Here is a 24460-nt window from a genome sequence, read left to right on the forward strand (position 1 = left end):
TCCTAGTGCCGGAAGTGCCGCATGCCGGTGAAGACCATGGCGATGCCAGCTTCATTGGCGGCGGCGATCACGTCATCGTCGCGGATGGACCCGCCCGGCTGGATGACCGCCGTCGCCCCGGCCGAGGCAGCCTGCAACAAGCCGTCCGGGAAGGGGAAGAAGGCGTCCGAGGCGGCGACACACCCCTTGGTGCGAGGCGCATCCCAGCCAGCGGCTTCCGCCGCATCCTCGGCCTTGCGCGCGGCGATCCGGGCAGAATCGATGCGGCTCATCTGACCAGCGCCGATGCCGACAGTCGCGCGGTCGCGGGCATAGACAATCGTGTTCGACTTCACATGCTTGGCAACGCGCCAGGCAAAGAGAAGGTCATCCATCTGGGACTCATCGGGCGCCTTTTCCGTCACGACGCGCAGCTCATCGCGCGTGATGCGTCCGAAATCGCGATCCTGGACAAGCAGGCCGCCCGCAACCGTCTTGGCCATCCGGCCCTTCGCCGCCGGGTCGGGCAGGCCGTTGGCAAGCAGCAGGCGCAAATTCTTCTTTTTCTCGAACACAGCCAGCGCGCCTTCGTCCGCCCCCGGCGCGATCACGACCTCTGTGAAGATCTTGGTGATCTCTTCGGCCGTCGCCTCGTCGAGCATGCGGTTCAGCGCAACGATGCCGCCAAAGGCCGAGGTCGGGTCGCAGGCCAGCGCCTCGCGATAGGCCTCGATCGGCGACTCCCCGAGCGCCACCCCGCACGGATTGGCGTGCTTGATGATCGCGACGGCCGGGGTCTCTTCGCCCAGCTCACCAATCAGCTCATAGGCCGCATCGGTATCGTTGATATTGTTGTAGGACAGCTCCTTGCCCTGGACCTGGCGCGCATTGGCAACGCCGGGGCGCTTCTCGCCCGTCTGGTAGAAGGCGGCCGACTGGTGCGGATTTTCGCCATAGCGAAGCCGCTGCAGCAGCCCGCCGCCAAAACCGATCCAGTCCGGCGCGGTCTCTTCCAGCTGGCTCGCATACCAGCCGGAAATGGCCGCGTCATAGGCGGCCGTACGCGCATAGGTCTTTGCGGCAAGCCGGCGGCCATGTTCGGCGGAGACGGTCGCATCATTATCGTCCATCTCGGCAAGGACGCCTGCCAGGTCATCGGCATCGGTGCAGACGGCAACCGAATGGCCGTTCTTGGCAGCTGCGCGCAGCATGGCCGGCCCGCCAATATCGATATTCTCGATACATTCCTCGAAACCGGCGCCGGACGCGACCGTCGCCTCGAAGGGATAGAGATTGATGTAGACCAGATCGATCGGCTCGATGCCGTGCCGCTCGGCGTCCTCGACGTGGCTCTCCTTGTCGCGCAGGTAAAGCAGGCCGCCATGCACGGCGGGGTGGAGCGTCTTGACCCGGCCTTCCATCATTTCCGGATAGCCGGTGAGGTCTGCCACATCCTTCACAGCGAGGCCCGCCTCTTTCAGGGTGCGGGCCGACCCGCCGGTCGAGACCAACTCGACCCCGTGCGAGGCCAGGCGCTGCGCATATTCAACAAGGCCCGTCTTGTCAGATACAGACAGGAGGGCGCGGCGGACTTGGAAACGCTCGGACATGGCTTGGGGACACTTTTCCTGAATTGGGCAGAGAACAACGCGCCTGCCGTATCATGAACCCCCGCAAGGTCAACTTGGCATATGGCGTCAGGCAGGCATGCGCTTGGGCTTGTACTCCGGCACCAGCCGCGAGAGGATCTCGATGGCCTCTTTCCGCCGGCGCTGGCGGGCCATGTCGAGCAGTTCGTCGAGCTGCTCGTCGAAGTCATTGGCGACAACCTGACGCGAGCCGACCTTGTAGATGCCCTCGATGCCGATCGCATAGACCTCTTCATGGTTGTAGGTCAGCATTTCGTGCATCTTCTCGCCCGGGCGAAGGCCGGTTGTGCGGATCTCGATATCGCGGCCGGGCACCAGGCCTTTCAGGCGGATCATCGCCTCGGCCAGCGCCTTGATCTTCACCGGCTCGCCCATGTCCAGCACATAGAGCGATGCGGTCCCCGGCATGCCGTTATGCGTCGCCGACTGCAGGACCAGGGCGGAGGCCTCCTCCACGGTCATGAAGTATCGCGTCACATCCGGGTGGGTCAGCGTCACCGGGCCGCCATTGGCAATCTGGCGCTCGAACAGGGGCACGACCGACCCGGACGAGCCAAGCACATTACCGAAGCGGACCATGGAGACGGCGAGGTCAGACGCCTCGGCCTGCCGGGTCATCGCGATCTCCGCCAGGCGCTTCGTCGCGCCCATGACATTGTCCGGGTTCACCGCCTTGTCGGTGGAGACGAAAACCAGCTTGCCGACCTTGCAGTCGACCGCCGCCCGTGCCGTCTGCAGCGCGCCGCCGACATTGGTGAGGATGGCCTCGCAGACATTGCGCTCCATCAGCGGCACATGCTTCAGCGCCGCGGCGTGGATCACGATGTCGGGCTGGATCGCCTGCATCAGGCTCGTCACCCTGTGGCTGTCGCGCACATCGCCAAGCTCGGTATGAATGTCGATATTGGGGAACTCGTTTCGAAGGGCGAGATCAGCTTCGTAGAGATTGTATTCCGACGCGTCGAAAATCGTCAGCGAGGCGGGGTTCATCCGCGCGCACTGGCGCGCCAGCTCCGACCCGATCGTACCGCCGCCGCCGGTGACGAAGACATTCGAGCCCTCGATCAGCTCGCCGACCGGGCGGCTGTCGAGCACACGTTCGCGACGGCGCAGCAGGTCCGACGGGCGCACCGGCAGCATGCCATTGCCTTCGCCGCCGGCCTCGAGCGTCATGATCTCGGCCTTCTGGTTGGCCGCCTCCTCGAGGATGCGGGTCATGTAGACGCGCTCACGGGCAACACCGGCCACGGCAACGAGCGGTGTCTTGCCATAGCGGACCGACAGGACATCCAGCACCTTGCCGAGATCGTCGAGCCCGCCCATCACCGGAACCCCGCGAATGGCGCGGCCAAGCTCGACACCGTCCGGTTCGATTAGGCCGAGGATGCGCACGCGCGCGCCTTCATCGTTCTCATTCACCTTGCGCAGGATGGCGGGGGCTTCGGTCGCCTTCGCGATCAGTACGGCGATCGGTGCATCGGCCCGGGCATTGGAGAAGAAGATCTGGAACGGGCGGTTCGTCGAGCGCGCCAGCGCCACCATCCGGCCGAGGAAGAGCAGGCTCAGCCAGAGGATGTCGGCAATGATGATGGCCGAGCGGGGAAAGCCGACAAGCCGGTTCCAGAGGAACATGATCGGCAGGAACATCAGCGTGGCGACGCAGACGCCCTGGATGATCTTCACGGCATCGGGCCAGCCGGCATGACGCCAGACCTGCCGGTGAACACGCATGATGTAGAAGGCGGTCAGCGCCACCATCGCGAATGTGATCGTGGCCATGGCCCCGGACCGCCAGGCATCTGGCGGCGCGCCATTGGTGGCCAGCCAGCGGATCGAGATCGCCACCGCCATCGCAATCGTCGCTGCCATCGTGTCGAAGGCGAGCGTCAGCGCCATGGCGCGGCGGGCTTCATTCCTTGGTGTCATGCGGGCCGATCCTTGAGGAAGGCCCAGCGCACGGCATTGGGCGGGGTTGACCCGTCGCTGTCGGGATTGGCCCGGCCGCTAAGGACGATCTGCCAGCTCTGTTCGACAATTCCGCGCGCGAGATAGATTGTCTTCTCCAGCCGCGCAGCCTCATGGCTGGTCTTGAACCGCCAGACCGAGCCGCTCTCGCTTTCGAGGCGGATGGCGGTGTCGCCCATCGTCGCCGTCACCGTTGGATGGAGGTGGAATCTTACAACGTATGGAATGGTCCGGTCACTGTCGGCGGTGCCCTGCGAGACCGGCCGGGCCAGTGAATCCTCACCCGTCAGCCGGCGGCCATCGCCACTCATGAACAGCCGGCGCCGGTGCAGCAGCCCGAATGTTTTCTTGTAGCCGCCATGCTGGGCGTCGAGCCAGATCTCGTCTGCCTCTTCCAGCCGCTTGGCCGAAATCCCTTCCGGGCCGACAGGAAACACCAGACCGGTGTCCTCATTGCGCCGGAAGGGGGCTGAATCCTCATTCGCGATAATCAGGGTCGAGTGGGCGCCGGTGCGCCGGACGGCTGCCTGCCAGTCGATGTCCACTTCCGGGCTGTAGCCGCAACTGGTGATGAGGCGGGCCTCGGCATCATGCAACTCGAAGCCGAGCGCGCCCGCATGGGCCCCGTCGCCAAACGGCTCTTCCGGGGCGTTGCCGGCATCAAGGATAAGGCAGGTCTCACCCTTCTGGAGTTTGTGAAAGCCGGATTTGGGCGCCACGGTGAACCGGCGCGGCGGAGCCTGCAGCCTCGAAAGCGCCGCATCCACGGTCTCGGGCAGGCTTTCCTGGCTGTCATTGAACGGAGGCAATGCACCGTCTCCTGCCCTGAAGAATCCGATCATGCCGCCCAGCCGTTCAATCCACCGTAGCATGAATTCGGGCACCGGACGCTCTGATCGTTCGGTCAGGTCCTTGAGGACGCAGAGGTCGAGCATGGTGCGCAAGCCCCGTGCGGGCGAGCGGCTGACATGCCCGCCATCGGGAAGGATCTGCGCGGTACATTCATTGTCGAGCCGCTCGAAAGCTTCATCGAGCCCCTTGCCGCGGCGCACGCAGATCGCATGCGCCGCCATGACAGCGGCAATCCGCCAACGGGCCGCTGGCTCGCTGCAATCCTCGTGCAGGGCGTCGACATGTCGGACCTGCCGGCCGAACACTTCCAGCCGGTGCTGCACGGCCTCTTCGGGGCCGTGCTCGAACAGGCCCGGCCCGCAGAGCATCCAGTTCCAGACGCGGTCTGCGGTGCAGCCGGCCCGCCAGGCAAAGCCATTGAAGCGGCCGAAATTCTCGATCCAGTCATCAACCAGGTAACGCGCCCGGTCAGCGCCGGCATCGCCCTGCGTGAACAGGTCACCGAGCCAGTCGAAGCGGTGCACGCGGTCGGTAAAGTGGCGCGAGGGGAGCGGCTCCGACCAGGGCGGGCGCCCGCCGGGCATCTCGACCTTGGCCATGCCGATGCGCCAGATATCGCGCATCAGGCTTTCGCCGCGCAATTCGTCAGGCGGGGCAGCCGGGCGGGGGTAGAGACCAAACCCGTCAGGGGCCGATCCGGCAATCTTCAGGCGATGGATCGGACTCGCCGTGGCTTCCTCGCCTGCCTTGCCGGTAAAACGCGCCCATAGCTCAGCGTCCTCTTCGGCGCTACGTCGCGGCTGGGAGCCAGATTTCGCATACTCGGCTGACATCAATCGCCCGATCCGCTTGTTCGGTTCAGCTGACCATTTCACCACGAAGGGCCGCGATGTTGCCCGCGTAACTGGAAGGCCCGCCCTTGAAAACAGCGGAACCTGCAACAATCGCCGTAACGCCGGCGTCGATAGCCCTGGGGGCTGTCTCTGAATTGAGCCCGCCATCGACCTCCAGGATGATCTTGCGCCCGCTTTCGTCGATTTTCTTGCGGAAGGCTTCGATCTTGCGCAGCTGGCTGTCAATGAAACTCTGGCCTCCGAACCCTGGATTGACGGACATGACCAGAATTAGATCAACATCGTCAATGATCGGATCGACCACATCGGCCGGCGTACCGGGGTTTATGGCGACGCCTGGCTTCATGCCCGCCGCCCGGATCGCCTGCAGCGTCCGGTGTATATGCGGCCCGGCTTCAGGGTGAACGGTCAGGATATCGGCGCCGGCCTTGGCGAAATCGTCGATGAAGGGATCAACCGGTGCGATCATCAGGTGCACATCAAACGGCTTGTCGGAGTGCGGCCTCAGCTTTTCGATCACCGGCGGGCCGAATGTCAGGTTCGGGACGAAGTGCCCGTCCATGACATCGATATGGATCATGTCGGCGCCCGCGGCGTCTATGGCGCGGATCTCCTCGCCAAGCTTGGCAAAGTCAGCCGACAGTATGGAGGGGGAAATGAGGACGTCACGCATGTCTATCGCCTAGAACCAAACCGCCGCCAGCACAAGGCTGACGGCGGCTAGCGGATGTCGTTCGTGAAGGCCCTGTGGCCTTCAGGCTATGGCCTAGTAGTAGCCCGCCGGCGAAACCACGACCTGGTCGGCGCGGAAAGTCACGTTCACGCGCGTGCCGGGCTGGATGTAGATGTCGTTGCCCTGGACGATTTCCTTCACTTCGCCGCTGTCGAAACGGATCGTGTAGGCAAAGCCTTTGCGGGTATTGACGCCCTTGCCAACCTCGTTACCGGCGATGCCGCCGAGGACCGCGCCACCAATGGCACCGGCCGTCTGGGCCTTGTCGCCGCCACCGAGTTCGGAACCGGCAAGGCCGCCGAGGACGGCGCCGGTCGCCACGCCAATCACCGACTTGTCGGGACGGATCACGACTTCGCGCACGGCGGTCACCGTGCCTTCGCGGACAGTCGATGCATAGCCGACATCGGATGAGTTGACGGTATTTGCGCCATAACCGCTGGCACAGCCCGCGAGCGCAAGCGTGAGGGCGGCAAAGGCGCCGGCCATCATCTTGTTCGGCGTCTTAACGGTTGCTGTTTCAGTCGTCATAGGGTGCTCCTTTGCACTTAGAACCCGACGATTATCGGATCTGGCCGCTGAACGAGGTATGAACCCGCGGCGGCGAATTTAAGGCGAATGCGCGAAGCTTTCATGATTTTAATCAAACAACTCGCTCAAGACGCGAAATATGGAAAACATCATGCCCGTACAATGCGTTGGGCAGGGTGACGAGGTCGCCCTCGGGCGTCAGGCCGCCGGCAAAGTCGTTCGCCTCTTCCGGGCTGATCGGCACGCGTTTCAGCTGCCTGTCAGCGACCACTTCATTGACGACGTCGCGGCCCTCGCGGCTGAGCGGCGTGCAGACACAATAGACGAGCGTTCCGCCCGGACGCAGCATCCCGGCTGCCTTGCGCAGGAGCCGGGCCTGCACCTCTGGAAAGCGGGCAATATCGTCCGATGACTTGATCCAGGCCCCTTCGGGATGGCGCCGCAGGGTGCCGAGCGCCGAACAGGGCGCGTCCAGCAGGATGCGGTCGGCTGGGACCGGCGGCGTCCAGTCTTCAAGCTTCGCGGCAACGATCTCGACATTTGCATCGAGCTTCGTGCGGGCAAGGTTCTCCTGCACGCGCTCCAGCCGCGTGGCCGAGCGATCCAGCGCGGTGACCTGCGCCCCCGTTGCCGCCAGCTGCATCGTCTTGCCGCCCGGCGCCGCGCAGAGATCGAGGACGGTCTCGCCCGGCCGCACGCCAAGCAGGTGCACCGGCAGGGCTGCGGCCACATCCTGGACCCACCATTCGCCGGACTCATAGCCATCGATGGCCGCAACGTCGCCTGCGGGCACACTTATGCTCATGCCGGATAGCACCTTCCCGCCGAGGCGCGCGGCGAGTGCTTCGATCTCATCGGGATCCTTTGGCGTAAGGTGAAGCTCCGGCTCAACCGACTGCGCCTCCGCCAGGGCGGTGGCGGCCTCGATACCGAGGCTGGTCATCATCTCTACCGTCAGCCAGTCCGGCCAGACGGCGGTGACCGGCGCCTTGTCGAAATGGGAGCGGTCATTCACGGCCTTGCGCAGGACGGCGTTGAGAAAGCCGGAGGCCGAGCGCGCCCGGGCCCATCCCTTGGCGGCGGCAACGGTCTCGCTGACCACGGCATGGGGCGGTGTGCCTAGCAGCCAGGCCTGCGCCGCGCCGACCCTCAGCAGGGCCCGCGCGGGCGGCGTGGCCGTCTCGAGCGGGCGGCTGAGGAAAGGGGCGAGCCCCTTGTCGATCCGGCCCAGCTGGCGCAACGCCGCACTGGCCATGGCCCGCGCAAAACCGCGATCCGCCCCCTGCATCCGGGAATAGGACTCTGAAACCGTCATCGCCTCATCAAGCGTCCGGCGATTGTCGAACGTCTCGATCAGGAGGTCTGCAGCAGCCTGTCTTGCCTTCGCCCCACTCATCCCCAGGGGCCGGCGGCGCGGGCCGGTTCCGGCTCGGCGAGCTTGCCGGAGGGGGCGATATTCATCTCGGCGGCGAGCTTGCGCAGCGCCTCGATGCGGTTGGCGGTGGACGGGTGCGTCGAGAAGAGATTGTCGGCGCCTTTGCCGGCCAGCGGGTTCATGATGTACATGTGCGCCATGGCCGGATTGGCCTCCGCGCGCTGGTTCAGCGTCGAGCGGGCCCCGCGGTCGATCTTCTCCAGCGCCGAAGCCAGCCAGTGCGGATTGCCGCAGATTTCCGCGCCCAGCCGGTCCGCCTCATATTCGCGTGAGCGGCTGATGGCCATCTGGACCAGCGCGGCCGCCATGGGCGCGAAGATCATGATGGCGATGGATGTGATCAGGCCGCCGCGCTCACGATTGCCGAAGAAGAGCGCGAAATTGGCCAGCATACCGATGGCACCGGCAATGGTCGCGGTGACAGTCATCGTCAGCGTGTCGCGGTGCTGGACGTGGGCCAGCTCGTGCGCCATCACGCCGGCGACTTCCTCTCGGGTGAGCGCATTGAGCAGGCCGGTGGTCGCGCAGACAGCGGCGTGATTCGGGTCGCGGCCCGTGGCGAAGGCATTGGGTTGCGGGGTATCGATCACATAGACCTTGGGCTGCGGCATGCCGGCATGCTCTGCCAGCGCCCGCGTATCGTTCACGAAGGTGCGCAGGACCGGCGAGCGCTCATCATCGGTGACTTCCCGCGCGCCCTGCATGCGCAGTACGATCTTGTCGGCATTCCACCAGGAAAAGATGTTCATCACCAGCGCAACACCGAAGGCGATGGCCATGCCCGGAACCCCGCCCACGAGGTATCCAACGGCCATGAAAAGGGCCGTCAAAACCGCCAGCAGCAGGAAGGTCTTCATTGTGCCCACGGGATCAGCTCCTTGATCGGGTTCGGCTTAAGTTTAAGTGTCTGACAAGCGAGTATATGGAAAGTGTTAACGCATGTGGGAGTCCTCCTTCAGCGGAATTAAAGAAAAGTCATGAGCCGGAAACTGACCCCAGAAGCCGAACGTGCCCTCGCCGAAGCCCAGGCCCGCCGGGAGGAACAGGAAAAACTCGAAGCCGAGCTGGAAGCCCAGCGCCAGAAGGAAACCGGCGGTCCGAAGGCTGTCGAGCCCACCCGGTTCGGGGACTGGGAACGCAAAGGCATTGCCTACGATTTCTGACGCCCGGCGCTACGTCGCGGCCACCACGCAAGCCGCGAACCCGATTCGCCTGCTGGGTTAACCTGTTTGCACCGGCCTGACCTGAAGCGTTTACTGTAACGGAAGCCGGGACTGGCCCCGGCCTTGCTCGACCTGCGATGAGTTGATCGCAGATTTCGCTCAGGAGGCGAATCGCATGCCAAAATGCTACAGCCTTGCTGCGTGCGCCGCGGCGCTGGCCCTTTTTGCCGCGCCCGCCTTCGCGGACGGCTATCCCGGCCGGCCCGTGCAGAAAGGCCCCGCGCCGCTCAAGGCCCACACCACGACCCAACCGGCGCCGGGCTGTGAACTGATCGGCGGCAGCGACTGGTATTGCCCGCCATCCGAGACGGTCACCCGGCGCTATGTCGACGAGTCGCAGACGCGCCAATACGTTCGCCGCTACACGACGGGTGGGGCGTGCTGCACGCCAGCAGCGCCGCCCAAGCAAGTCGTCTACCACAGGCCGGTCGAGCGCGGCCTGTCGATCAATATTTCAGGCTTTGATGGCGGCGTCGGCGCAGGCGTCGATGGCGGCTATTATGGCGGTGGCGGCGGGTTTGCCTATGCCAGCGCCTCGGCATCCGCATCGGCCAGTGCCTCGGCCTCGGCAGCGTTCCGCTATTCCTTCCGCGGCGGCTTCAAGGGCAAGCGCGGCAAGCGAGGCGGTGGCGGCGGCCCCTGCGGCTGCCAGTAAGCCCTCACACCGCGCCGAGCCGGATAAGACTGTCAGCGCTTGCCCGAATCGCATCCTCGGCTGGTATCGGCGTGATGCCCAGCACCTGCTTCAATCGGTCATTCGAAAAGTCCCGCTCCTGGCCAAGCTCCGGCAGGATCTGCTTCAGCGGCGGATTGGCGAATGACAAGAGCCGCACCAGCCAGTTGGGAAGAACCCCTTTCGGGATCTTTCGGTCGGGATAGGCCTCGCGAAGCACCGCACCGACCTCCTCCATCCACATCACCCTGTCGCCCACGATGAACCGCTTTCCGGCGGCCTCGGCTGACGTCATCGCCCGCAGATGGGCCTCGGCGACATCGCGAACGTCGACAATTCCGAAACTCAGTTTCGGATAGGCTGGCAACTTGCCCTCCAGCGGCTGACTGATCAGTTGCAGCGATGAGGAAACATCCTCGCTCATCGCCGGCCCAAGAACGGCGACCGGGTTGATGACGGCGAGCTCCAGCCCCTTGCCTTCTGCGTCGATATAGTCCCAGGCGGCCCGCTCCGCGATCGTCTTGGATCGCGTGTAGGCCGTGTTGTCGCTGATATTGTCGGCGTTCGACCAGTGGCTCTCATCGAATTTGGCTGGCCGTTGATCGCCCCAGCCGTAGCCTATCGCCGCCATCGAAGAGGTCATGACGACCCTTTCGACGCCGGCTGCCTTGGCCGCCTTCAGCACCCGAAGCGCACCATCGCGCGCGGGCCGGATAAGCTCATCATCGTTCTTGGGCTGAACTTCCGGAAACGGCGAGGCGACATGCTGGACATAGGCACACCCCTCGACCGCTTCGGCCCAGCCATCATCCTTGCTGAGATCGGCCGCAACGACCTGGATGTTTACAGGCTTGCCGGCATAGTTCGACAGCACCTCGTTCAGGCGCTCCGCCTTGCTTGCCGATCGCGCCGTTCCGCGAACCGCGTAACCGGCGTCGAGCAATTTCAATATGAGATGCGAGGCGATGAAACCGGTCGCACCGGTCACAAGAACTGTCTTCATGGGGAGCCTCCTGGGGCAAAACGCCCTTGAACAATAACAGACTTGTTCAGCGTTCGCTGAGCTTTTTTATCGCTCCCGACCGGTGAGGCCGCACCGGCCAGTGTGCGCGCCCAGTGACGCCCTCAATGCCTAGCGGAACACATCCCCGATCGATTCGAGCGACGTGCCCTCCTTGAGGTCGCGCAGGTGGACATACAGCACCGACACACCGACTGCGCCCACAACGCCGGCCGCCATGGCCAGGATGGCGTTGAGCAGCGCGCTCCAGAGGCTGAAGCTGGCAAAGCTCTCATAGGACTGGCTGCCCGCCATGGCGCCGAAGCTGAGCATGCCGATGATCAGCCCGGCAATCATCATGGCGATGAAGGCGAGCACCATCAGCGCGAAGATCCGCCAGCGCTGGCCCTCGGTCAGTTCGAAGCTGCGGCTGAGCGCGCCGATGATCCCGGTCCGCTCGGCGACAAAGGCCGGGACGGCAACCGCCCAGAGCGTCATCAGGATGAGGCCCGGCACGACCAGCAGCATCAGGCCGATGCCATAGGCAACGCTGAGGATGATCGAGAGCAGGATCAGCGGCAGGAACACGCCGATCGCGACGGACATGGAACTGGCCACGTCCGATGGCCGGTTGGACATGGTCTCGACCGTCGTATGAACCACCGCCGCCTGCAGCAGCAGTGGCAACAGGCCAACCAGGAAATTCATGATCAGGAAGCCGGGCGAGAAAGCGGCAAATGCACTGCCGGAGGAAACAGCCTGCTCGAGCCATTGTGCCGACAGCCAGGCCAATATGATGTTCGGGATACCGACAAAGATCAGCGACAGCAGCGCCAGTTCCGAGAACCGTTGACCGATGATGCTGAACGTCTTCTCGAAGACATAACCGATATCAAGATTGCGATCCGCCATATAACCCTCCAGCCTTGGATTGACGTCCAGACGACCACAGACGTGACATCTTCGCAATCAAAAATCCTGTCCGGAAATTCATGAAACTAGCGTTCTTTCAGGACCGTGACCGGCTGGGCCTGGCGCTTGCGCTCGCGGATCGTGATGTAGACAGCGGACACGATAATGATGCCCGCACCGATCCAGACATTGATGCCCGGCAACAGCCCGACAACCAGAAGATCCGCCACAGTCGCCATCGGCAGGCGCAGATAATCTAGCGGCGAAATGAAAGACGCATCGCCGACGCTGACGCCCGAGATATAGCAGAATTGCGAAACGAAGCCGGTCATCGCCATGAAAAAGATCCAGCCCCAGGTCTCAAGGTCCGGCATGGACCAGAAGACGAAGACGAAGGGCAGCAGCAGCACGGTGGAGAGGATGTTGGCATAGGTCAGCAGCGCGACCGCCGACAGCTCGGCGCTGAGCGTCTTCACCAGCACGATCGCGAAAGCGAGGAAGAAGGCGCTGCCAATGGCGCTCAGCGTACCGCCATCGAGCTGGAAGCCGGACCCGGCATCCGGGTTCCAGAACATGAACACGCCCGGCACCACCATGATCAGGACGCCAACAAAGCCGACCGCGACCGCGCCCCAGCGGTGCGGCCCGACCATTTCGCGCAGGATAATGGCGGCCAGCACCGTCACGAAGAGCGACCGCGAAAAGCTGATCGCGTTGAACTGGGACAGCGACAGGGTGAATAGGTCGGAGACCGCCACCATGGCCAGCGTGAAGCCCAGCGTGCCGAACAGGGACCGGGCGAACAGCAGGCCGGGCCGTTTCGTCTTCATCTGGTGCAGGCCGACCCGCAGGATGACGGGCACCGAAAAGATAAGCGCGAAGGCCGACCGCCAGAAGGCCAGGAAGACCGGATGGACGTCGACCGACAGCTGTTTGGCCAGAACGGTATAGATTGTGAATCCGATTCCCGAGAGGACCATGAACACCGCGCCCAGGGCATTGCCAGACAAGCGCGGGCGCTTAGGTTCTGAAGCAGGATTGGAAGGCGGACTGTCACTCATGAATCGGTTTTCCCAACAGGACCTCGACGAGATCGACCAACTTTGGCGCAGTGTCCCGGCGGATCATGTCTGGACAGGATGGTCGGCGAGTGGTGCGGAGCCGGAAGAAATATGGCTGTACCGCACGCGGGCCCACTGGCGCAAATTCCCATTGCGCAAGACTGACAATGGATTTGCCCTGTTCGACGAACGGGGAAGGCCCGTTGCCGATGCCGAAACGCTCAGCGACCTGCTGCGCGCGGTCGAGAGCATTCCGGGCCTGGCCGATTCGGCCGCGCAGGAGAACGGCGACTAACCGTCCTGGGCCTGCATCGCCAACTGCATCTGCTCGGCCTGTTCCGGCGTGATGCCGAGCGCGTCGAGCAGTGGACCGCCATCGGTCTCGTCCCAGCTGTGGCGCGGGCCGACCGTCATGCCGCCATCGACGAGGAATTCGCCGCCGGTGATGAAACTCGCCTTTTCGCTCGCCAGAAAGGCCGCCATTTCCGCGATGTCCTTTCCTGTGCCGGTGCGTCCGGCTGGCTGCATGCGCCCGCCCTGCTGTTCGACAAGGGCAGCCATCTGATCGGCCTGCTCGCGCGACAGGCCGAGCGACGCACCAAAAATCGAGGTCGCGATGAAGCCCGGCAGGATCGCATTGACGCGTATCTTGTGTTTCGACAGCTCGGCCGCGGCCAGCTTGGAAAAGTGCGCGACGCCCTTCTTGCAGACCGAATAGGTGATCGGCGCATAGCCCGCGCACACCGCCGAGATAGACGAAGTGTTGATCACAGACCCGCCGCCACGCTTCTTCATGTAGGGCACGGCGAGCTTGGTGCCGACAAAGACCGATTTCAGTAGCAGGGCCACCGTTTGGTCGAAGCCGTCTTCGTCAAGCTCCTCGACACCGGTCGGCGTGCCGCCATGGCCGGCATTGTTCCAGAGGATATCGACCCCGCCAAATGCGTCCTCGGCGGTCGCGAACAGCGTCTTGAGATCATCGGTCTTCGTGACGTCGCAATGGACATAGCGCACCCGGTCCGAGCCGAAGCGCGTCTCCAGCGCCTTGCCCTTTTCGTCCTGCAGGTCACCGGCGACAATGGTCGCGCCCGCCTGCATGAAGACCTCGACGCCGGCATAGCCAATGCCGCTCGCCGCGCCGGTGATGATCGCTGTTTTTCCCGATAGGTCGCCCATGTTTTCCTCCGCACTGTTTCTTGCGAAGGGGCGCCCGCCGGGCGGCTTAGTCAAGACTCGCGTTACGGAAGGGTGGAAGGTACCGGCTCCTGCCTCGTCAGGCAGGAGCCGGCTGGGGACGTTACCGACCGGCCTTTGGGGAAGAGCCGACGGTTCTTGTGTCTAAGCTTGAGGTAAAATCGCGCCCAATGCGGCTCATCGCCTTGAAGCGCAGCCCGACCCCCGTGAATATACGTATACGGCCTTTTTGCGGCCCAAGCAAGCCCCTTGTCGCCCCGAACCTGTTGAAAACACTACAGAAAACGCCTTTCAGGCGAACCGGCATTTTTCCGGCCAAACGGAATTCATCAGGCAGGCGAGTCCCGAAATGGGACAGGAAAGCCCGGCTCGGCGAGCCGGGCCCGCCTCATCAGTCCTGCACGGAGCCTGTCACTGTTAGGCGGCGCTGGAGATAGACATATTCCAGGGCCGAGCGACGGGCCGTTTCCTTCTGGTTGGCGGCCGCCGAATGACCGCCATCGATATTCTCGTAATAGAAGAACGGTTTTTCTGTCACTTCGAACAGTTTTGCCATTTTCCGCGCATGACCGGGATGGACCCGGTCATCCTTGGTCGATGCCAGGAAGAACGGCGTCGGATAATCGGCGTCCGGATCGAAGTTCTGGTAGGGCGAGATCGTCTCCAGGAAGGCGCGCTCTTCCGGCACGTCCGGATCGCCATACTCATCGACCCAGGAGGCCCCGGCCAGCAGCTTGTGATAGCGAAGCATGTCGAGCAGCGGCACCTGGATGACGACGGCGTCCCAGAGGTCCGGGCGCTGGACCAGCATCACGCCCGTCAGCAGGCCGCCATTCGAGCCGCCCATGATGCCGAGATGGTCGCTGGAGGTTATGCCGCGCGCGATCAGGTCCTCGCCGACAGCGATGAAGTCGTCATAGATGATCTGGCGCTTCTGCTTCAGGCCGGCCTGGTGCCATTCCGGGCCGAATTCGCCGCCGCCGCGGATATTGGCAAGGACATAGGCCCCGCCCTGCTCCAGCCAGAGACGCCCGCGCACCGCCGAATAGGACGGGTTCATCGAGACCTGGAAGCCGCCATAGCCATAGAGCAGCGTCGGCGTCGTGCCGTCGAGCGGCATGTCCTCGCGGTGGATGATGAAGTACGGGATGTTCGTGCCGTCGGTCGAGGTCGCAAAGAACTGCTCGACCGCGAGGCCGTCTGTGTCGAACTTGGCCGGAAGCCTTTTCAGCGGTGAGACCTCGCCGGTCTTCACATCGTAGCGCAGAAGCGAATCCGGCGTCAGGAAGCCCTCATAATTGAGGAAGACCGTGTCGACATCCTTGTCCGCGAAGGCGATGCCAGCCTGGCCCTTGCCGGGCAGCTCGATCTCGCTGGTGGTCCAGCCGCCCAGCCCCTGGCCAAGCTTCAGCACCTTGCCGACGACATTCTCGTCGATCGACAGGAGCGCGGCGCCATCGGCGATAGCCACGCCGTTCACCGCCTGGCTTTCATTCGGGCTGAAGATCAGCTCGACGGCCGGAAGCGCACGGGTTTCGAGGAAAAGCTCAAGATCGAAGGCGACGAGATCGCCGGACTTGAAAGCCACTGGCTGGCCTTCAGGCGCCCAGTCCTGCTGCAGGGTCAGCAGGAACTGACCCTGATAGATGCCCTGTGGCGAGGATTTCGGCGGGATCGGCCATTGCACCGGCTCGCGCTCGCCGTCCGGCAGCCACCAATAGGTCGAGGTGAAGAAGGTATCGGCCTCGGCGGCGCCCTGCAGGCGTGTCCCATCTTCCTTCTCGAAGACGACCGGCCAGACACCGACATCGTTCTCCGTGCCGCGCAGGACTTCCTCGGCCTCGGCGAGCGGCGTGCCGCGTGTCCAGCGCTTGACGATGAAGGGATAGCCGGACTGGGTGGTCGTGCCTTCGCCCCAGTCGGTCGCGATCAACAGCGTGTCGGCATCGGCCCAGGCCACGCCCTGCTTGGCCTCCGGGGTGATGAAGCCATCCTCCACAAACGCCTTGGTCGACAGGTCAAACTCGCGCTGGATCACGGCATCCTTGCCGCCATCGGACAGGGAGACCATGCAAAGCCACTTGCCGCCCTCTTCCGGCTGGAAGCAATTGGCGCCCTTGTAGACCCAGTTCTTCCCCTCTTCTTCGGCGAGCTTGTCGAAATCGACGATGGTTTCCCAGTCCGGGCTGTCGCTTGCATAGCTTTCCAGCGGCGTGCGGCGCCAAAGACCGCGGACATTCGTCTCGTCCTGCCAGAAATTGTAGACCATGCCGTCACGGATCGTGCCGTAGGGAATGCGCTCGTCGGAGGTCAGCACGTCGAGCGCGTCCTGATAGTAGCCCTCATAGAGCGGGTCGGCCTGCAGCTCACCAAGCGTGCGTTCATTCTGCGCACGCACCCAGGCGAGCGCATCCTCGCCTTCCACCTCCTCAAGCCAGAGGTAGGGGTCTTGCTCGCCGTTCGGCAGCAAGGGGGCCGTATCGGTCGCGGTGGCGTTGTCTGCAGTGGTCACGGTGGTCGCAGCATCCTCGGTGTCTGGTGTTTCATAGGCGGTCTGACAACCGGCGGCGGCCAACAGGGCAGCGCCAGCAAGCAGGAACAGTCTCATCAAACGGGTCTCCGGTATCGTCTGGTATTTCCTGGAAATGGTTCTAGTCTCCTCGCGGGCTACGAAAACAGGGAATGTCATGAAAAAGAACACGCGACGGGACCTGCTGAAGATTGGCGCAGCCGGACTGACCGGGCTGGCCGCTGCAGGACGGGCAAGCGCCCAGGAAGAGGGAGCCGGCACGATGACACCGGCAAGGATCGCGGAAGCCGAAAAGCTCGCGGGGGTCGCCTACACCGAGGCCGAGCGCGAGCAGATGATCCCGACCATCGAGGACCAGCTGACCGCGATCCAGCAGCTGCGCGCCTTCGAAAAGCCCAACAGCCTCGCTCCGGCGCAGACCTTCGATCCGCGCCTGCCGGGCAAGACCTATCCGACCGGAACAGAGAGCACGCTGCGCACCGCGGACCTGCCGCAACGCCCCGTCCCGGCCGACGAAGCCGATATTGCCTTCGCGCCCGTCGCTCAGCAGGCGGCCTGGATCAAGGCGGGCCTGCTGACATCGCGCCAGCTGACCGACATCTATCTTGCCCGCATCGAGCGGCTGGACCCGACGCTTCACGCCTGGATCACCGTAATGCCGGACCGCGCCCGCGCCGAAGCAGACGCAGCCGACGCCGAGATCGCGTCCGGTTTCTATCGCGGCCCCCTGCACGGCATTCCCTACGGCCTGAAGGACCTGTTCGACGCGAAAGGCGCGGCGACGACCTGGGGCGCGGCGCCCTACAAGAATACACCGGTCAAGGATGAAGACTGCACGATCGTCCAGAAGCTCGCCGGGGCAGGTGCCGTCCTGCTCGGCAAGACGACCTGCGGGGCGCTCGCCTATGGCGACATCTGGTTCGGCGAGGTAACGCGCAATCCGTTTGATCCGCGCGAAGGCTCGTCCGGCTCCAGCGCCGGGTCTGCCAGCTCGGTCGCAGGCGGCCTCTGCGCCTTTGCGATCGGCACCGAGACGCTCGGCTCACTGGTCTCGCCCTCGCACCGCTGCGGTGGCTCGGCCCTGCGTCCAACTTTTGGACGCGTGTCGCGGGCCGGCGGCATGGCACTTTGCTGGTCGCTCGACAAGGTCGGCCCCATGGCCCGCAGCGTCGAGGATCTCGCCATGGTCATGTGGGCCCTGAACGGACACGATTCGGCCGATGCCAGCTCGCTTGCCACCAGCTTCTCCTATGCGCCGATGAGCGATTTCTCCGGCTTGAAGCTCGGCTTCAACGAGGCCTGGCGCGAGAACGCGACCGAAGCGGAGCTCACCGCCTTCGACCGGGCGCTGGCACTCGGCGCCGAGGTGGTCGAGTTCAAGCTGCCGGAACTGCCGTCTGCCCCGCTGGTCCAGCAGCTGCTCGCCGAAGCCGCCGCCGCCTTCGAGGAGCTGACCCTGTCCGGCCAGGACGACCTGATGGTCTGGCAGGAAGAAGCCGCCTGGCCGAACAGTTTCCGCGCCATCCGCTTCCTGACCGGTGTCGACCTCATCCAGATCGACCGGCTGCGGCGGCGCTGGATGCAGGACATGGAGGCAGCCTTCGAGGGGGTCGATCTCGTCATCGGGCCGAATTTTGCCTCCGGCATGCTCACCCCGACAAACTTCACCGGCCATCCCTGCCTGGTGATGCGGGCAGGCTTCCAGGAGACCAGGCCGCGGACCATTTTCGGCGCCGAACAGGCCCCGGATGCCGCCCCGGCACAGACGCCGGTCGCCGTGTCGCTCTGGGCCCCGCTTTTCGAGGAAGCAAAGTTGCTTGCATTTGGCGCCGCATTGGAACAGGAACTGGGCGTGGCAGATACACGGCCGGTGCTTTGACGACACGCAATATCCTGATCCTTTGTACAGGCAATTCCGCCCGCTCCATCGTCGGGGAAGTGGTGGCCAATTCGATACCGGGGCTGAAAGCCTATAGCGCAGGCTCGCGGCCGCGCGGCGAAGTCCACCCCATGGCCCTCAGCGTGCTGTCAGCCAAGGGGCATGACGTGTCCGGGCTGGAGTCGAAAAGCTGGGATGTCTTTGCCGGGCCGGATGCGCCGAAAATGGATGTCATCATCACGGTCTGCGACAGTGCGGCCGGCGAATCCTGCCCATACTGGCCGGGACACCCGGTCCAGGTGCACTGGGGCATGCCAGACCCCGCCTATATCGAATCGACCATGCGCCAGCGCCTCGCTTTCGAGGACGTGTATTCGGACCTCAATAAACGCCTGCAGAAACTCGCCGCGCTCGATTTCGACGGGCTGTCGGACACCGAGCTGAAAGCGGCCGCGCAGGCGATCCACACGACGCGCTAGCAACCCCACCCCGACCCTCCCCAGAGGGGAGGGAGCGACAGTCTCCCATGTTCCAAAGCCCGCGTGGTGAGCGAAGTCGAACCACGGGCGTGCGCGCTGACGTCAAACCAGATTGCAACATCATCCCCTCCCCTTAGGGGAGGGTCGGGGCGGGGCCGGGGTCAGGCCAGGACCGTCCGCCAGAAATCCACTGACATGTCGATGAGATCCAGCGAATGCCGGATCGAGGCGGCTTCGGCGTCGCTTACCATGGATGGGCGCACAGGCTGGGTCAGCAGCAGGTGACGCACCAGCCCGGTCGCGACCTCAAGGCCATCCGGCAGGGCGCGCGCATCGATCGCGAGGCCATCGGGCCTTGGATGCATGACGCTGTTGCGCGCGGCAATGACGGCGTCCAGCGCGCGGTGATGGGCCGGTTTGAGCGGCGCCGTATAGGGCTGGGCGAGATGCTCGGCATCAGCCACGCGCGCGACCAGTTCCGCCGGGCCTGCCATGGCCGGCAGCTCGGCGCCCGCCTCGCTCAGCGCCAGCGTGCAGGCCTGCTGGACCATCAAGACCGCGCCAGTCACAAGCCAGGGCACCGATGCGGCGTCTTCCGGCGCAGAAGCTGCGTGAACGGCCGTAAACCGCGCGGTTTCCTCGATCTGATGGACAAGTGTCATCGCCATGCCAGCGAGCCTTACGCACACCGGCATGGCTTGGCCAGTCATTCCGGGAACCGGCTGGCGAAGTGCCGGTCAGCTGCCCGCGGCCTCGTTGAGCAACAATGCAGTCTCGGTGATGGCCTCGACTTCCGGCCGCTTTTCGTAGCCTTCTTCGCGCAGCACGGCCCCGACCGTGCCATCGGTGCGGACAAAGACGACGGCGGGATGCGGAATGCCCCAGTATTTCGAGCCTTCGCGCATTTCTTCATTGAGCAGTCCATAGGCGCGGATCACCTCTGAGTCCGCATCTGAGACCATGGTGTAGGTGAGCCCATTCTTCTCGGCGAACCCGGCCAGCGTCTCCGGGCTGTCATAGGACAACAGGACGAGCGACCAGCCTGCTTCTTCCAGCGGGGCCCGGGCCGCTTCGAGGCCTTTTGCTTGGGCTTTGCAATAGGGGCACCAGTCGAGCGAGCGGACAAAGGCGATGGCGGTGCCGTTCTCGCCAGCAAGGGCGGCAAGGGTCGTCGCTTCGCCTGCGGCCGTGACCACCGTGCCGGCGGGCGCCTGCGCCCCGACCATCGGGCCGATCATCTCATCAGTCGGAACGGCGCTTTGCTGCGCAGCCCCCGGCAGGGCGAGCGCGGCGGCAAAGACGAGGGCGGCGAGGGGTTTACGGAACATGTCAGGGTCTCCTTCAATCCATGCCCGCAGGCTAGTGCAGCCGCTCCCGGCGCGCACATGACAAAGACGTGCGCTCACATGGACGTGAAGACAGCAAAAAAGGCCGGACCTTTCGGCCCGGCCTTCGATTTTGGAGCGCTGGGTCCGCGCTTATTTCAGCGAGCCGTCAATGCCCTTGCAGGCGTCGATCAGGCCGTTCACGGCGTCGACCGAATTCTGGAACATGCCCTTTTCGTCGTCATTGAGATCGAACTCGACAATCTTCTCGACGCCGTCTGCGCCGATCAGGGCCGGTACGCCGACATAGATGCCATCGACACCGAACTGGCCCTTGCAGTAAGCGGCCGCCGGAACGACGCGCTTCTGGTCCTTGAGGTAGGATTTGGCCATGGAAATCGCCGATTCCGCAGGGGCGTAGTAGGCCGAGCCGGTTTTCAGCAGCGCAACGATCTCGCCGCCGCCCTTGCGCGTGCGGTCGACGATGCCGTCGAGCTCTTCCTGGGTCATCCAGCCCTGCGCGACCAGCTGCGGCAGCGGCAGGCCGCCAACCGTGGAGTGGCGCACCATCGGGACCATCGTGTCGCCATGGCCGCCGAGCGTCCAGGCGTGGATGTCGGCCACCGAAACGCCGGTCTTCTCGGACAGGAAGTAGGCGAACCGGCTGGAATCCAGCACGCCTGCCATGCCGACCACCTTGTTGTGCGGCAGGCCGGAGAATTGCTGCAGCGCCCAGACCATGGCGTCGAGCGGGTTGGTGATACAGATGACGAAGGCGTTCGGCGCATGGGTCTTGATGCCCTCGCCAACGGCCTTCATGACCTTGAGATTGATCCCGAGCAGGTCATCGCGGCTCATGCCCGGCTTGCGCGGCACGCCAGCGGTGACGATGCAGACGTCGGCGCCTGCGATGCCTTCATAGTCATTGGCGCCCTTCAGGTCGACGGACGAATTGTAGACCGGGGTCGACTCGGCAATATCGAGGCCCTTGCCCTGCGGCAGGCCCTCGGCGATGTCGAACAGGACCACATCACCGAGCTCCTCGCGCGCCGCGATGTGGGCGAGCGTACCGCCGATCATGCCTGAACCGATAAGTGCAATTTTCTTGCGAGCCATCAAAGGCCTCCTTCCTGCAGTGTCTGTATCCAGAGTTGCCGTCCACCTAGATCAGATTTTCGATGAAGGAAACTGCGACCATCGCCGCAAGACGCCTTCAGGCGCCGATTGACGCGTTTTTTACGGCTGAAACAGCGTCCTCGATGGCCCGGGCGAAGGATTTCGACTTGTAGCAGCGCAGCGTCAGCCGCTCGTCTTCGGTTTCGATGTCGATGATGCTGGTGAACAGCCCCTTGCGCCAGTTCACCGCCGTTACCTCGGACAGGCTGACCGAGGCTGACAGCTCGTCTGGATTGAGATGGAAGCGGCGGTTCAGGCCATTCGGCTCGAAGCTGATCTCTTTCGCCGTCAGCCAGGCGTTCCCGCCAACCCAGAGCCCGCCCATGGTCTGCTTGGCAACCGCGCCGGTCAGCCCGCCCATCAGCCCCTTGGCCTGAGCTTTCGGGATCAGGGCGTTTGCGATGCGTTTGTCGATGTATTTCTTGGGCGCGGGCATGACAGGCGCTCTCTTGCTGGACGGCGTCAATCTAGCGGATCGCCGGCCGGGTGTCTCGACGGAATCCGAATTTGAAGCTGGATTTGGATGACGAACCCATGCAAGACTGCGGTATGGTTCCGCTATCACGCAAATCGCCCGTCCCGCCCGACCGCTGCAACCTGGCGCGCGCCGTCGACCAGATCGGCGACCGCTGGACGCTGCTCATCCTGCGCTCGGCCCTGTATGGCGTGCGCCGGTTCGACGATTTCCAGACCGAGCTCGGCACGCCGCGCACCATCCTGTCAGGGCGCCTGAAAAGCCTGGTGGACAGCGGCCTGCTCGCCAAGCGCACCTACAAGGTCGAAGGCCGCCGGGCACGTCCGGAATATGTACTCACCACCAAGGGTGAGGCGCTGCGCCCCGTGCTGATCGCGCTCAACCAGTGGGGCGACCAATGGCTCGAAAGCGAGGGGCAGCCGCCCATCAGCTTCACCGACAGCCAGAGCCGCCAGGCCGTTCGTATCGCCTTCGTCACCGAAGACGGACGCGAAGTCTCGGTCGAGAACATGCGGATCGTGCTGCGGCGCTAGGCCGGTCTCAGCGGGCCCGGCCCCAGATGCGAAGCGGGTCGAACGCCCCGTCTTCGGCGGCCGCTTTCAGCTCCTCGATCTGGCGCTTCACAGGGCTTGCCTCGCCGGAATGGCCATCAACATAGATGGCCGCGTCCAGCCGGCAGATCCGGCCGAACAGGTTCTCGGCGTTCTCGACCAGGTTAAGGAATGTATCGGGCAGGCCCTGACCGCGCTGGTCGGCAACATTGAGCGGCGGGCCGTCGCGGCTGATCCGGTATTTGTTCGCCAGTGCATCCTCGCGCGGCATGTCGCCGTCGCGCACAGCCTTCTGCATCACCAGCCAGCTCGCCGCCTGCATGAGCTTGGATGTCAGCTCCATGCTCCAGGCCGCATAGGTAAGCCCCGCCTCGCGCGGCAGCGTCCTGGCCATGTCGCGGCCCGGCCCGTCCAGATAGGCAGCGGTTTCCTCAACCAGCGCCATGCCGTCGACAAAGACACGTTCGAAAACGCGGCTCGCGGCAAATTCCGGCATGGTCCAGTCAGTATCGTCCAGTCTGTGGTCGGGTGTGATCGCCATGAAGTCTTCCGGGTCTTTGCCTGTAATCTGCAGCGCATGCTGCGGTGGACGCGAATCCACCCAACAATCTAACGCGCGCGAGGTTTAAGGGGTCTTAAAGATTGCACGCTCATCGCTTGAAGAAATCGTCGGCGGCCGATTTGTGCGCCTGTTTTTTCCTGATTTCCGCTTCGCAGTCGGCGATCTGCGCCTTCAGCGTTTCGATCCGCGCCTCCAGCTCGTCGACCGACATTTTCTCCAGGTCGAGCTTGGCGGGTTTCGGGAGTTCGTCCTCGAACATTGATTGCGCGCCTCCATCCCTATAGGCCTTCTGCCCTCAGGCAAGGACAGGCGCGCGGCGAAATCAAGCCTTGAATTCGGATGTCAGGCTTAACCGCACCCCAGGAGGACAGGACATGAGCGAGACAATGAAGGCGATTGTGGTGGAGGATGACGAGCCGCTGCAGCTGGCAGACGTCCCCCGCCCGGAGATCGGGCCGCACGAGGTGCTTGTGAAGGTTGCCGCTGCCGGCCTCAACCGTGCCGACCTCGTCCAGCGGGCTGGCCATTATCCCCCGCCACCTGGCGCCTCCGAGATCATGGGGCTGGAATGTTCGGGCACCGTCGCAGCCACCGGTGAAAAGGTGACGCGCTGGAGCGAAGGCGACCGCGTCTGCGCGCTGCTGGCCGGGGGCGGCTATGCGCAGTTCTGCGCCGTCGATGAAGGTTCGCTCCTGCCGGTGCCGGAAAACCTGACCCTGCTGCAGGCCGCTGCCCTGCCTGAGGCGATGATGACGGTCTATGCCAACATCTTCATGCGCTGCGCCTTCAAGCAGGGCGAAACCGTGCTCATCCATGGCGGCACGTCGGGCATCGGCTCGATGGCGATCCAGATGGTCAAGCAGGCCGGCGCCAGCGAAATCTGGACGACGGCTGGTTCGGCGGACAAGTGCAAGGCCGCCGAGACGCTCGGGGCGACCCGCGCCATCAACTACAAGGAAGAGGACTTCGAAGAGGTGGTCAAATCCGGCGGCGGCGCCGATGTCATCCTCGACATGGTGGGCGGCGACTATGTCCAGAAGAACATCTCCGCCGCCCGCGTGAACGGCCGGATCTGCAACATCGCCTACCTTAACGGCTCGAAGGTCGAGGTGAACCTGATCTACCTGATGATGAAGCGGCTGATCCTGACCGGCACGACGCTGCGCGCGCGTCCCGTTGAGGAAAAAGCGGAAATCCGGGCGGCCATCGAGGAACAGTTCTGGCCGCTCGTGGCCTCTGGCGACATCCGCCCCGTCATCGACCAGACATATCCGCTCGACGAGGCTGAGGCTGCGCAGGCGCGAATGGCCAAGGGCGGACATATCGGCAAGATTCTGCTGAACGTCGCGGGCTGATTTCCCCCCGGCACCGCCGGTCCCCCGCAGCGAACCTCATGAATCGACTGGTTCACACGCTATGAGT

Annotated in this window: 25 protein-coding genes; 7 read left to right on the forward strand and 18 right to left on the reverse strand. The window is 64.1% G+C overall.

The window, feature by feature from the left end:
- Positions 1-2 precede the first annotated feature (2 nt).
- The 7 genes from purH to htpX all read right to left on the reverse strand — a co-directional run bounded on the left by purH (position 3) and on the right by htpX (position 8855).
- Entirely contained in the window at positions 3-1589 is a 1587-nt protein-coding gene (gene purH / locus D1223_RS06205; RefSeq protein WP_119375557.1) for a bifunctional phosphoribosylaminoimidazolecarboxamide formyltransferase/IMP cyclohydrolase, read from the reverse strand.
- Positions 1590-1676: 87 nt separating this feature from the next.
- Positions 1677-3554 (reverse strand): polysaccharide biosynthesis protein, encoded by a 1878-nt coding sequence (locus D1223_RS06210; RefSeq protein WP_119375558.1) that lies wholly within the window; start codon positions 3552-3554, stop codon positions 1677-1679.
- A complete protein-coding gene (locus D1223_RS06215; protein ID WP_233353100.1) occupies positions 3551-5278 on the reverse strand; it encodes a heparinase II/III family protein in 1728 nt (575 codons plus the stop codon). The genes D1223_RS06210 and D1223_RS06215 overlap by 4 nt, the downstream gene beginning before the upstream one ends.
- 25 nt (positions 5279-5303) lie before the next feature.
- Positions 5304-5972 carry a ribulose-phosphate 3-epimerase gene (gene rpe / locus D1223_RS06220; RefSeq protein WP_119375560.1) on the reverse strand — a complete coding sequence of 223 codons (669 nt, stop codon included), beginning with the start codon at positions 5970-5972 and terminating at the stop codon, positions 5304-5306.
- A 93-nt stretch (positions 5973-6065) separates the two neighbouring features.
- Positions 6066-6563, reverse strand: coding sequence for an outer membrane lipoprotein (locus D1223_RS06225; RefSeq protein ID WP_119375561.1), 498 nt, complete (start codon positions 6561-6563; stop codon positions 6066-6068).
- Positions 6564-6675: 112 nt separating this feature from the next.
- Positions 6676-7959 (reverse strand): RsmB/NOP family class I SAM-dependent RNA methyltransferase, encoded by a 1284-nt coding sequence (locus tag D1223_RS06230; RefSeq protein WP_119375562.1) that lies wholly within the window; start codon positions 7957-7959, stop codon positions 6676-6678.
- A complete protein-coding gene (gene htpX / locus D1223_RS06235; protein WP_233353101.1) occupies positions 7956-8855 on the reverse strand; it encodes a zinc metalloprotease HtpX in 900 nt (299 codons plus the stop codon). Before htpX ends, D1223_RS06230 begins: the two co-directional genes overlap by 4 nt.
- A gap of 120 nt (positions 8856-8975) precedes the next feature.
- Here htpX and D1223_RS06240 point away from each other — a divergent pair, with 120 nt between their 5' ends.
- Both D1223_RS06240 and D1223_RS06245 read left to right on the forward strand, forming a co-directional pair.
- Positions 8976-9161, forward strand: coding sequence for a DUF1674 domain-containing protein (locus D1223_RS06240; RefSeq protein ID WP_119375564.1), 186 nt, complete (start codon positions 8976-8978; stop codon positions 9159-9161).
- A 175-nt stretch (positions 9162-9336) separates the two neighbouring features.
- Entirely contained in the window at positions 9337-9876 is a 540-nt protein-coding gene (locus D1223_RS06245) for a hypothetical protein (protein ID WP_119375565.1), read from the forward strand.
- Between the two features lie 4 nt (positions 9877-9880).
- Here D1223_RS06245 and D1223_RS06250 read toward each other — a convergent pair whose 3' ends face one another.
- The 3 genes from D1223_RS06250 to D1223_RS06260 form a co-directional block, all read right to left on the reverse strand.
- The gene (locus tag D1223_RS06250) at positions 9881-10897 is read right to left on the reverse strand and encodes an SDR family oxidoreductase (protein WP_119375566.1); all 1017 of its coding nucleotides are present in this window, start codon (positions 10895-10897) and stop codon (positions 9881-9883) included.
- Positions 10898-11026: 129 nt separating this feature from the next.
- Positions 11027-11806: a hypothetical protein gene (locus tag D1223_RS06255; RefSeq protein ID WP_119375567.1), complete on the reverse strand. Its 780-nt coding sequence runs from the start codon at positions 11804-11806 to the stop codon at positions 11027-11029.
- Positions 11807-11892: 86 nt separating this feature from the next.
- Complete coding sequence (locus D1223_RS06260; protein WP_119375568.1) at positions 11893-12867, reverse strand: DMT family transporter; 975 nt, start codon at positions 12865-12867, stop codon at positions 11893-11895.
- On the opposite strand from D1223_RS06260, the gene D1223_RS06265 reads away from it, so the two are divergent.
- Positions 12866-13162: a hypothetical protein gene (locus D1223_RS06265; protein ID WP_119375569.1), complete on the forward strand. Its 297-nt coding sequence runs from the start codon at positions 12866-12868 to the stop codon at positions 13160-13162. The two genes, D1223_RS06260 and D1223_RS06265, sit on opposite strands and share 2 nt — an antisense overlap.
- Here the strand turns inward: D1223_RS06265 and D1223_RS06270 are convergent.
- Together D1223_RS06270 and D1223_RS06275 are read right to left on the reverse strand one after the other, a co-directional pair.
- Positions 13159-14043: an SDR family NAD(P)-dependent oxidoreductase gene (locus D1223_RS06270; protein WP_119375570.1), complete on the reverse strand. Its 885-nt coding sequence runs from the start codon at positions 14041-14043 to the stop codon at positions 13159-13161. The two genes, D1223_RS06265 and D1223_RS06270, sit on opposite strands and share 4 nt — an antisense overlap.
- Before the next feature lie 409 nt (positions 14044-14452).
- Positions 14453-16669, reverse strand: a complete 2217-nt coding sequence (locus D1223_RS06275; RefSeq protein WP_119375571.1) for a prolyl oligopeptidase family serine peptidase — start codon at positions 16667-16669, stop codon at positions 14453-14455.
- A 79-nt stretch (positions 16670-16748) separates the two neighbouring features.
- Between D1223_RS06275 and D1223_RS06280 the strand changes: the two genes are divergently transcribed.
- Positions 16749-18470, forward strand: a complete 1722-nt coding sequence (locus D1223_RS06280) for an amidase (protein WP_119375572.1) — start codon at positions 16749-16751, stop codon at positions 18468-18470.
- Entirely contained in the window at positions 18467-18949 is a 483-nt protein-coding gene (locus tag D1223_RS06285) for an arsenate reductase ArsC (protein WP_119375573.1), read from the forward strand. Before D1223_RS06280 ends, D1223_RS06285 begins: the two co-directional genes overlap by 4 nt.
- A gap of 161 nt (positions 18950-19110) precedes the next feature.
- Here the strand turns inward: D1223_RS06285 and D1223_RS06290 are convergent, their stop codons facing one another.
- The 4 genes from D1223_RS06290 to D1223_RS06305 all read right to left on the reverse strand — a co-directional run bounded on the left by D1223_RS06290 (position 19111) and on the right by D1223_RS06305 (position 21886).
- A complete protein-coding gene (locus D1223_RS06290; RefSeq protein ID WP_119375574.1) occupies positions 19111-19617 on the reverse strand; it encodes a hypothetical protein in 507 nt (168 codons plus the stop codon).
- A 69-nt stretch (positions 19618-19686) separates the two neighbouring features.
- A complete protein-coding gene (locus D1223_RS06295; RefSeq protein ID WP_119375575.1) occupies positions 19687-20277 on the reverse strand; it encodes a peroxiredoxin family protein in 591 nt (196 codons plus the stop codon).
- Between the two features lie 150 nt (positions 20278-20427).
- A complete protein-coding gene (mdh, locus tag D1223_RS06300) occupies positions 20428-21390 on the reverse strand; it encodes a malate dehydrogenase (protein ID WP_119375576.1) in 963 nt (320 codons plus the stop codon).
- 97 nt (positions 21391-21487) lie between these two features.
- Positions 21488-21886, reverse strand: coding sequence for a hypothetical protein (locus D1223_RS06305; protein ID WP_119375577.1), 399 nt, complete (start codon positions 21884-21886; stop codon positions 21488-21490).
- Positions 21887-21999: 113 nt separating this feature from the next.
- On the opposite strand from D1223_RS06305, the gene D1223_RS06310 reads away from it, so the two are divergent.
- The gene (locus D1223_RS06310) at positions 22000-22458 is read left to right on the forward strand and encodes a winged helix-turn-helix transcriptional regulator (RefSeq protein ID WP_119375578.1); all 459 of its coding nucleotides are present in this window, start codon (positions 22000-22002) and stop codon (positions 22456-22458) included.
- Positions 22459-22465: 7 nt separating this feature from the next.
- Here the strand turns inward: D1223_RS06310 and D1223_RS06315 are convergent, their stop codons facing one another.
- Positions 22466-23017, reverse strand: a complete 552-nt coding sequence (locus tag D1223_RS06315; protein WP_233353060.1) for a DUF1465 family protein — start codon at positions 23015-23017, stop codon at positions 22466-22468.
- Between the two features lie 109 nt (positions 23018-23126).
- Entirely contained in the window at positions 23127-23297 is a 171-nt protein-coding gene (locus tag D1223_RS06320; protein ID WP_119375579.1) for a DUF1192 domain-containing protein, read from the reverse strand.
- A 115-nt stretch (positions 23298-23412) separates the two neighbouring features.
- On the opposite strand from D1223_RS06320, the gene D1223_RS06325 reads away from it, so the two are divergent.
- Entirely contained in the window at positions 23413-24393 is a 981-nt protein-coding gene (locus D1223_RS06325; RefSeq protein ID WP_119375580.1) for an NAD(P)H-quinone oxidoreductase, read from the forward strand.
- The last annotated feature ends 67 nt before the right edge of the window (positions 24394-24460 follow it).

This window comes from Henriciella mobilis, from assembly GCF_003576285.1.
GTDB classification, from domain to species: Bacteria; Pseudomonadota; Alphaproteobacteria; order Caulobacterales; family Hyphomonadaceae; genus Henriciella; species Henriciella mobilis.

Bases quoted from the DNA above. Each gene is read 5' to 3' on its own strand.
- D1223_RS06265 (WP_119375569.1), top strand. From the start codon at position 12,866: ATGAATCGGTTTTCCCAACAGGACCTCGACGAGATCGACCAACTTTGG.
- D1223_RS06240 (WP_119375564.1), top strand. From the start codon at position 8,976: ATGAGCCGGAAACTGACCCCAGAAGCCGAACGTGCCCTCGCCGAAGCC.
- D1223_RS06275 (WP_119375571.1), bottom strand. From the start codon at position 16,669: ATGAGACTGTTCCTGCTTGCTGGCGCTGCCCTGTTGGCCGCCGCCGGT.
- D1223_RS06215 (WP_233353100.1), bottom strand. From the start codon at position 5,278: ATGTCAGCCGAGTATGCGAAATCTGGCTCCCAGCCGCGACGTAGCGCC.
- D1223_RS06315 (WP_233353060.1), bottom strand. From the start codon at position 23,017: ATGGCGATCACACCCGACCACAGACTGGACGATACTGACTGGACCATG.
- D1223_RS06260 (WP_119375568.1), bottom strand. From the start codon at position 12,867: ATGAGTGACAGTCCGCCTTCCAATCCTGCTTCAGAACCTAAGCGCCCG.
- D1223_RS06295 (WP_119375575.1), bottom strand. From the start codon at position 20,277: ATGTTCCGTAAACCCCTCGCCGCCCTCGTCTTTGCCGCCGCGCTCGCC.
- D1223_RS06210 (WP_119375558.1), bottom strand. From the start codon at position 3,554: ATGACACCAAGGAATGAAGCCCGCCGCGCCATGGCGCTGACGCTCGCC.
- mdh (WP_119375576.1), bottom strand. From the start codon at position 21,390: ATGGCTCGCAAGAAAATTGCACTTATCGGTTCAGGCATGATCGGCGGT.
- D1223_RS06245 (WP_119375565.1), top strand. From the start codon at position 9,337: ATGCCAAAATGCTACAGCCTTGCTGCGTGCGCCGCGGCGCTGGCCCTT.
- D1223_RS06270 (WP_119375570.1), bottom strand. From the start codon at position 14,043: ATGGGCGACCTATCGGGAAAAACAGCGATCATCACCGGCGCGGCGAGC.
- htpX (WP_233353101.1), bottom strand. From the start codon at position 8,855: ATGAAGACCTTCCTGCTGCTGGCGGTTTTGACGGCCCTTTTCATGGCC.
- D1223_RS06310 (WP_119375578.1), top strand. From the start codon at position 22,000: ATGGTTCCGCTATCACGCAAATCGCCCGTCCCGCCCGACCGCTGCAAC.
- D1223_RS06320 (WP_119375579.1), bottom strand. From the start codon at position 23,297: ATGTTCGAGGACGAACTCCCGAAACCCGCCAAGCTCGACCTGGAGAAA.
- D1223_RS06230 (WP_119375562.1), bottom strand. From the start codon at position 7,959: ATGAGTGGGGCGAAGGCAAGACAGGCTGCTGCAGACCTCCTGATCGAG.
- D1223_RS06305 (WP_119375577.1), bottom strand. From the start codon at position 21,886: ATGCCCGCGCCCAAGAAATACATCGACAAACGCATCGCAAACGCCCTG.
- D1223_RS06250 (WP_119375566.1), bottom strand. From the start codon at position 10,897: ATGAAGACAGTTCTTGTGACCGGTGCGACCGGTTTCATCGCCTCGCAT.
- purH (WP_119375557.1), bottom strand. From the start codon at position 1,589: ATGTCCGAGCGTTTCCAAGTCCGCCGCGCCCTCCTGTCTGTATCTGAC.
- rpe (WP_119375560.1), bottom strand. From the start codon at position 5,972: ATGCGTGACGTCCTCATTTCCCCCTCCATACTGTCGGCTGACTTTGCC.
- D1223_RS06225 (WP_119375561.1), bottom strand. From the start codon at position 6,563: ATGACGACTGAAACAGCAACCGTTAAGACGCCGAACAAGATGATGGCC.
- D1223_RS06325 (WP_119375580.1), top strand. From the start codon at position 23,413: ATGAGCGAGACAATGAAGGCGATTGTGGTGGAGGATGACGAGCCGCTG.
- D1223_RS06255 (WP_119375567.1), bottom strand. From the start codon at position 11,806: ATGGCGGATCGCAATCTTGATATCGGTTATGTCTTCGAGAAGACGTTC.
- D1223_RS06280 (WP_119375572.1), top strand. From the start codon at position 16,749: ATGAAAAAGAACACGCGACGGGACCTGCTGAAGATTGGCGCAGCCGGA.
- D1223_RS06290 (WP_119375574.1), bottom strand. From the start codon at position 19,617: ATGGCGATGACACTTGTCCATCAGATCGAGGAAACCGCGCGGTTTACG.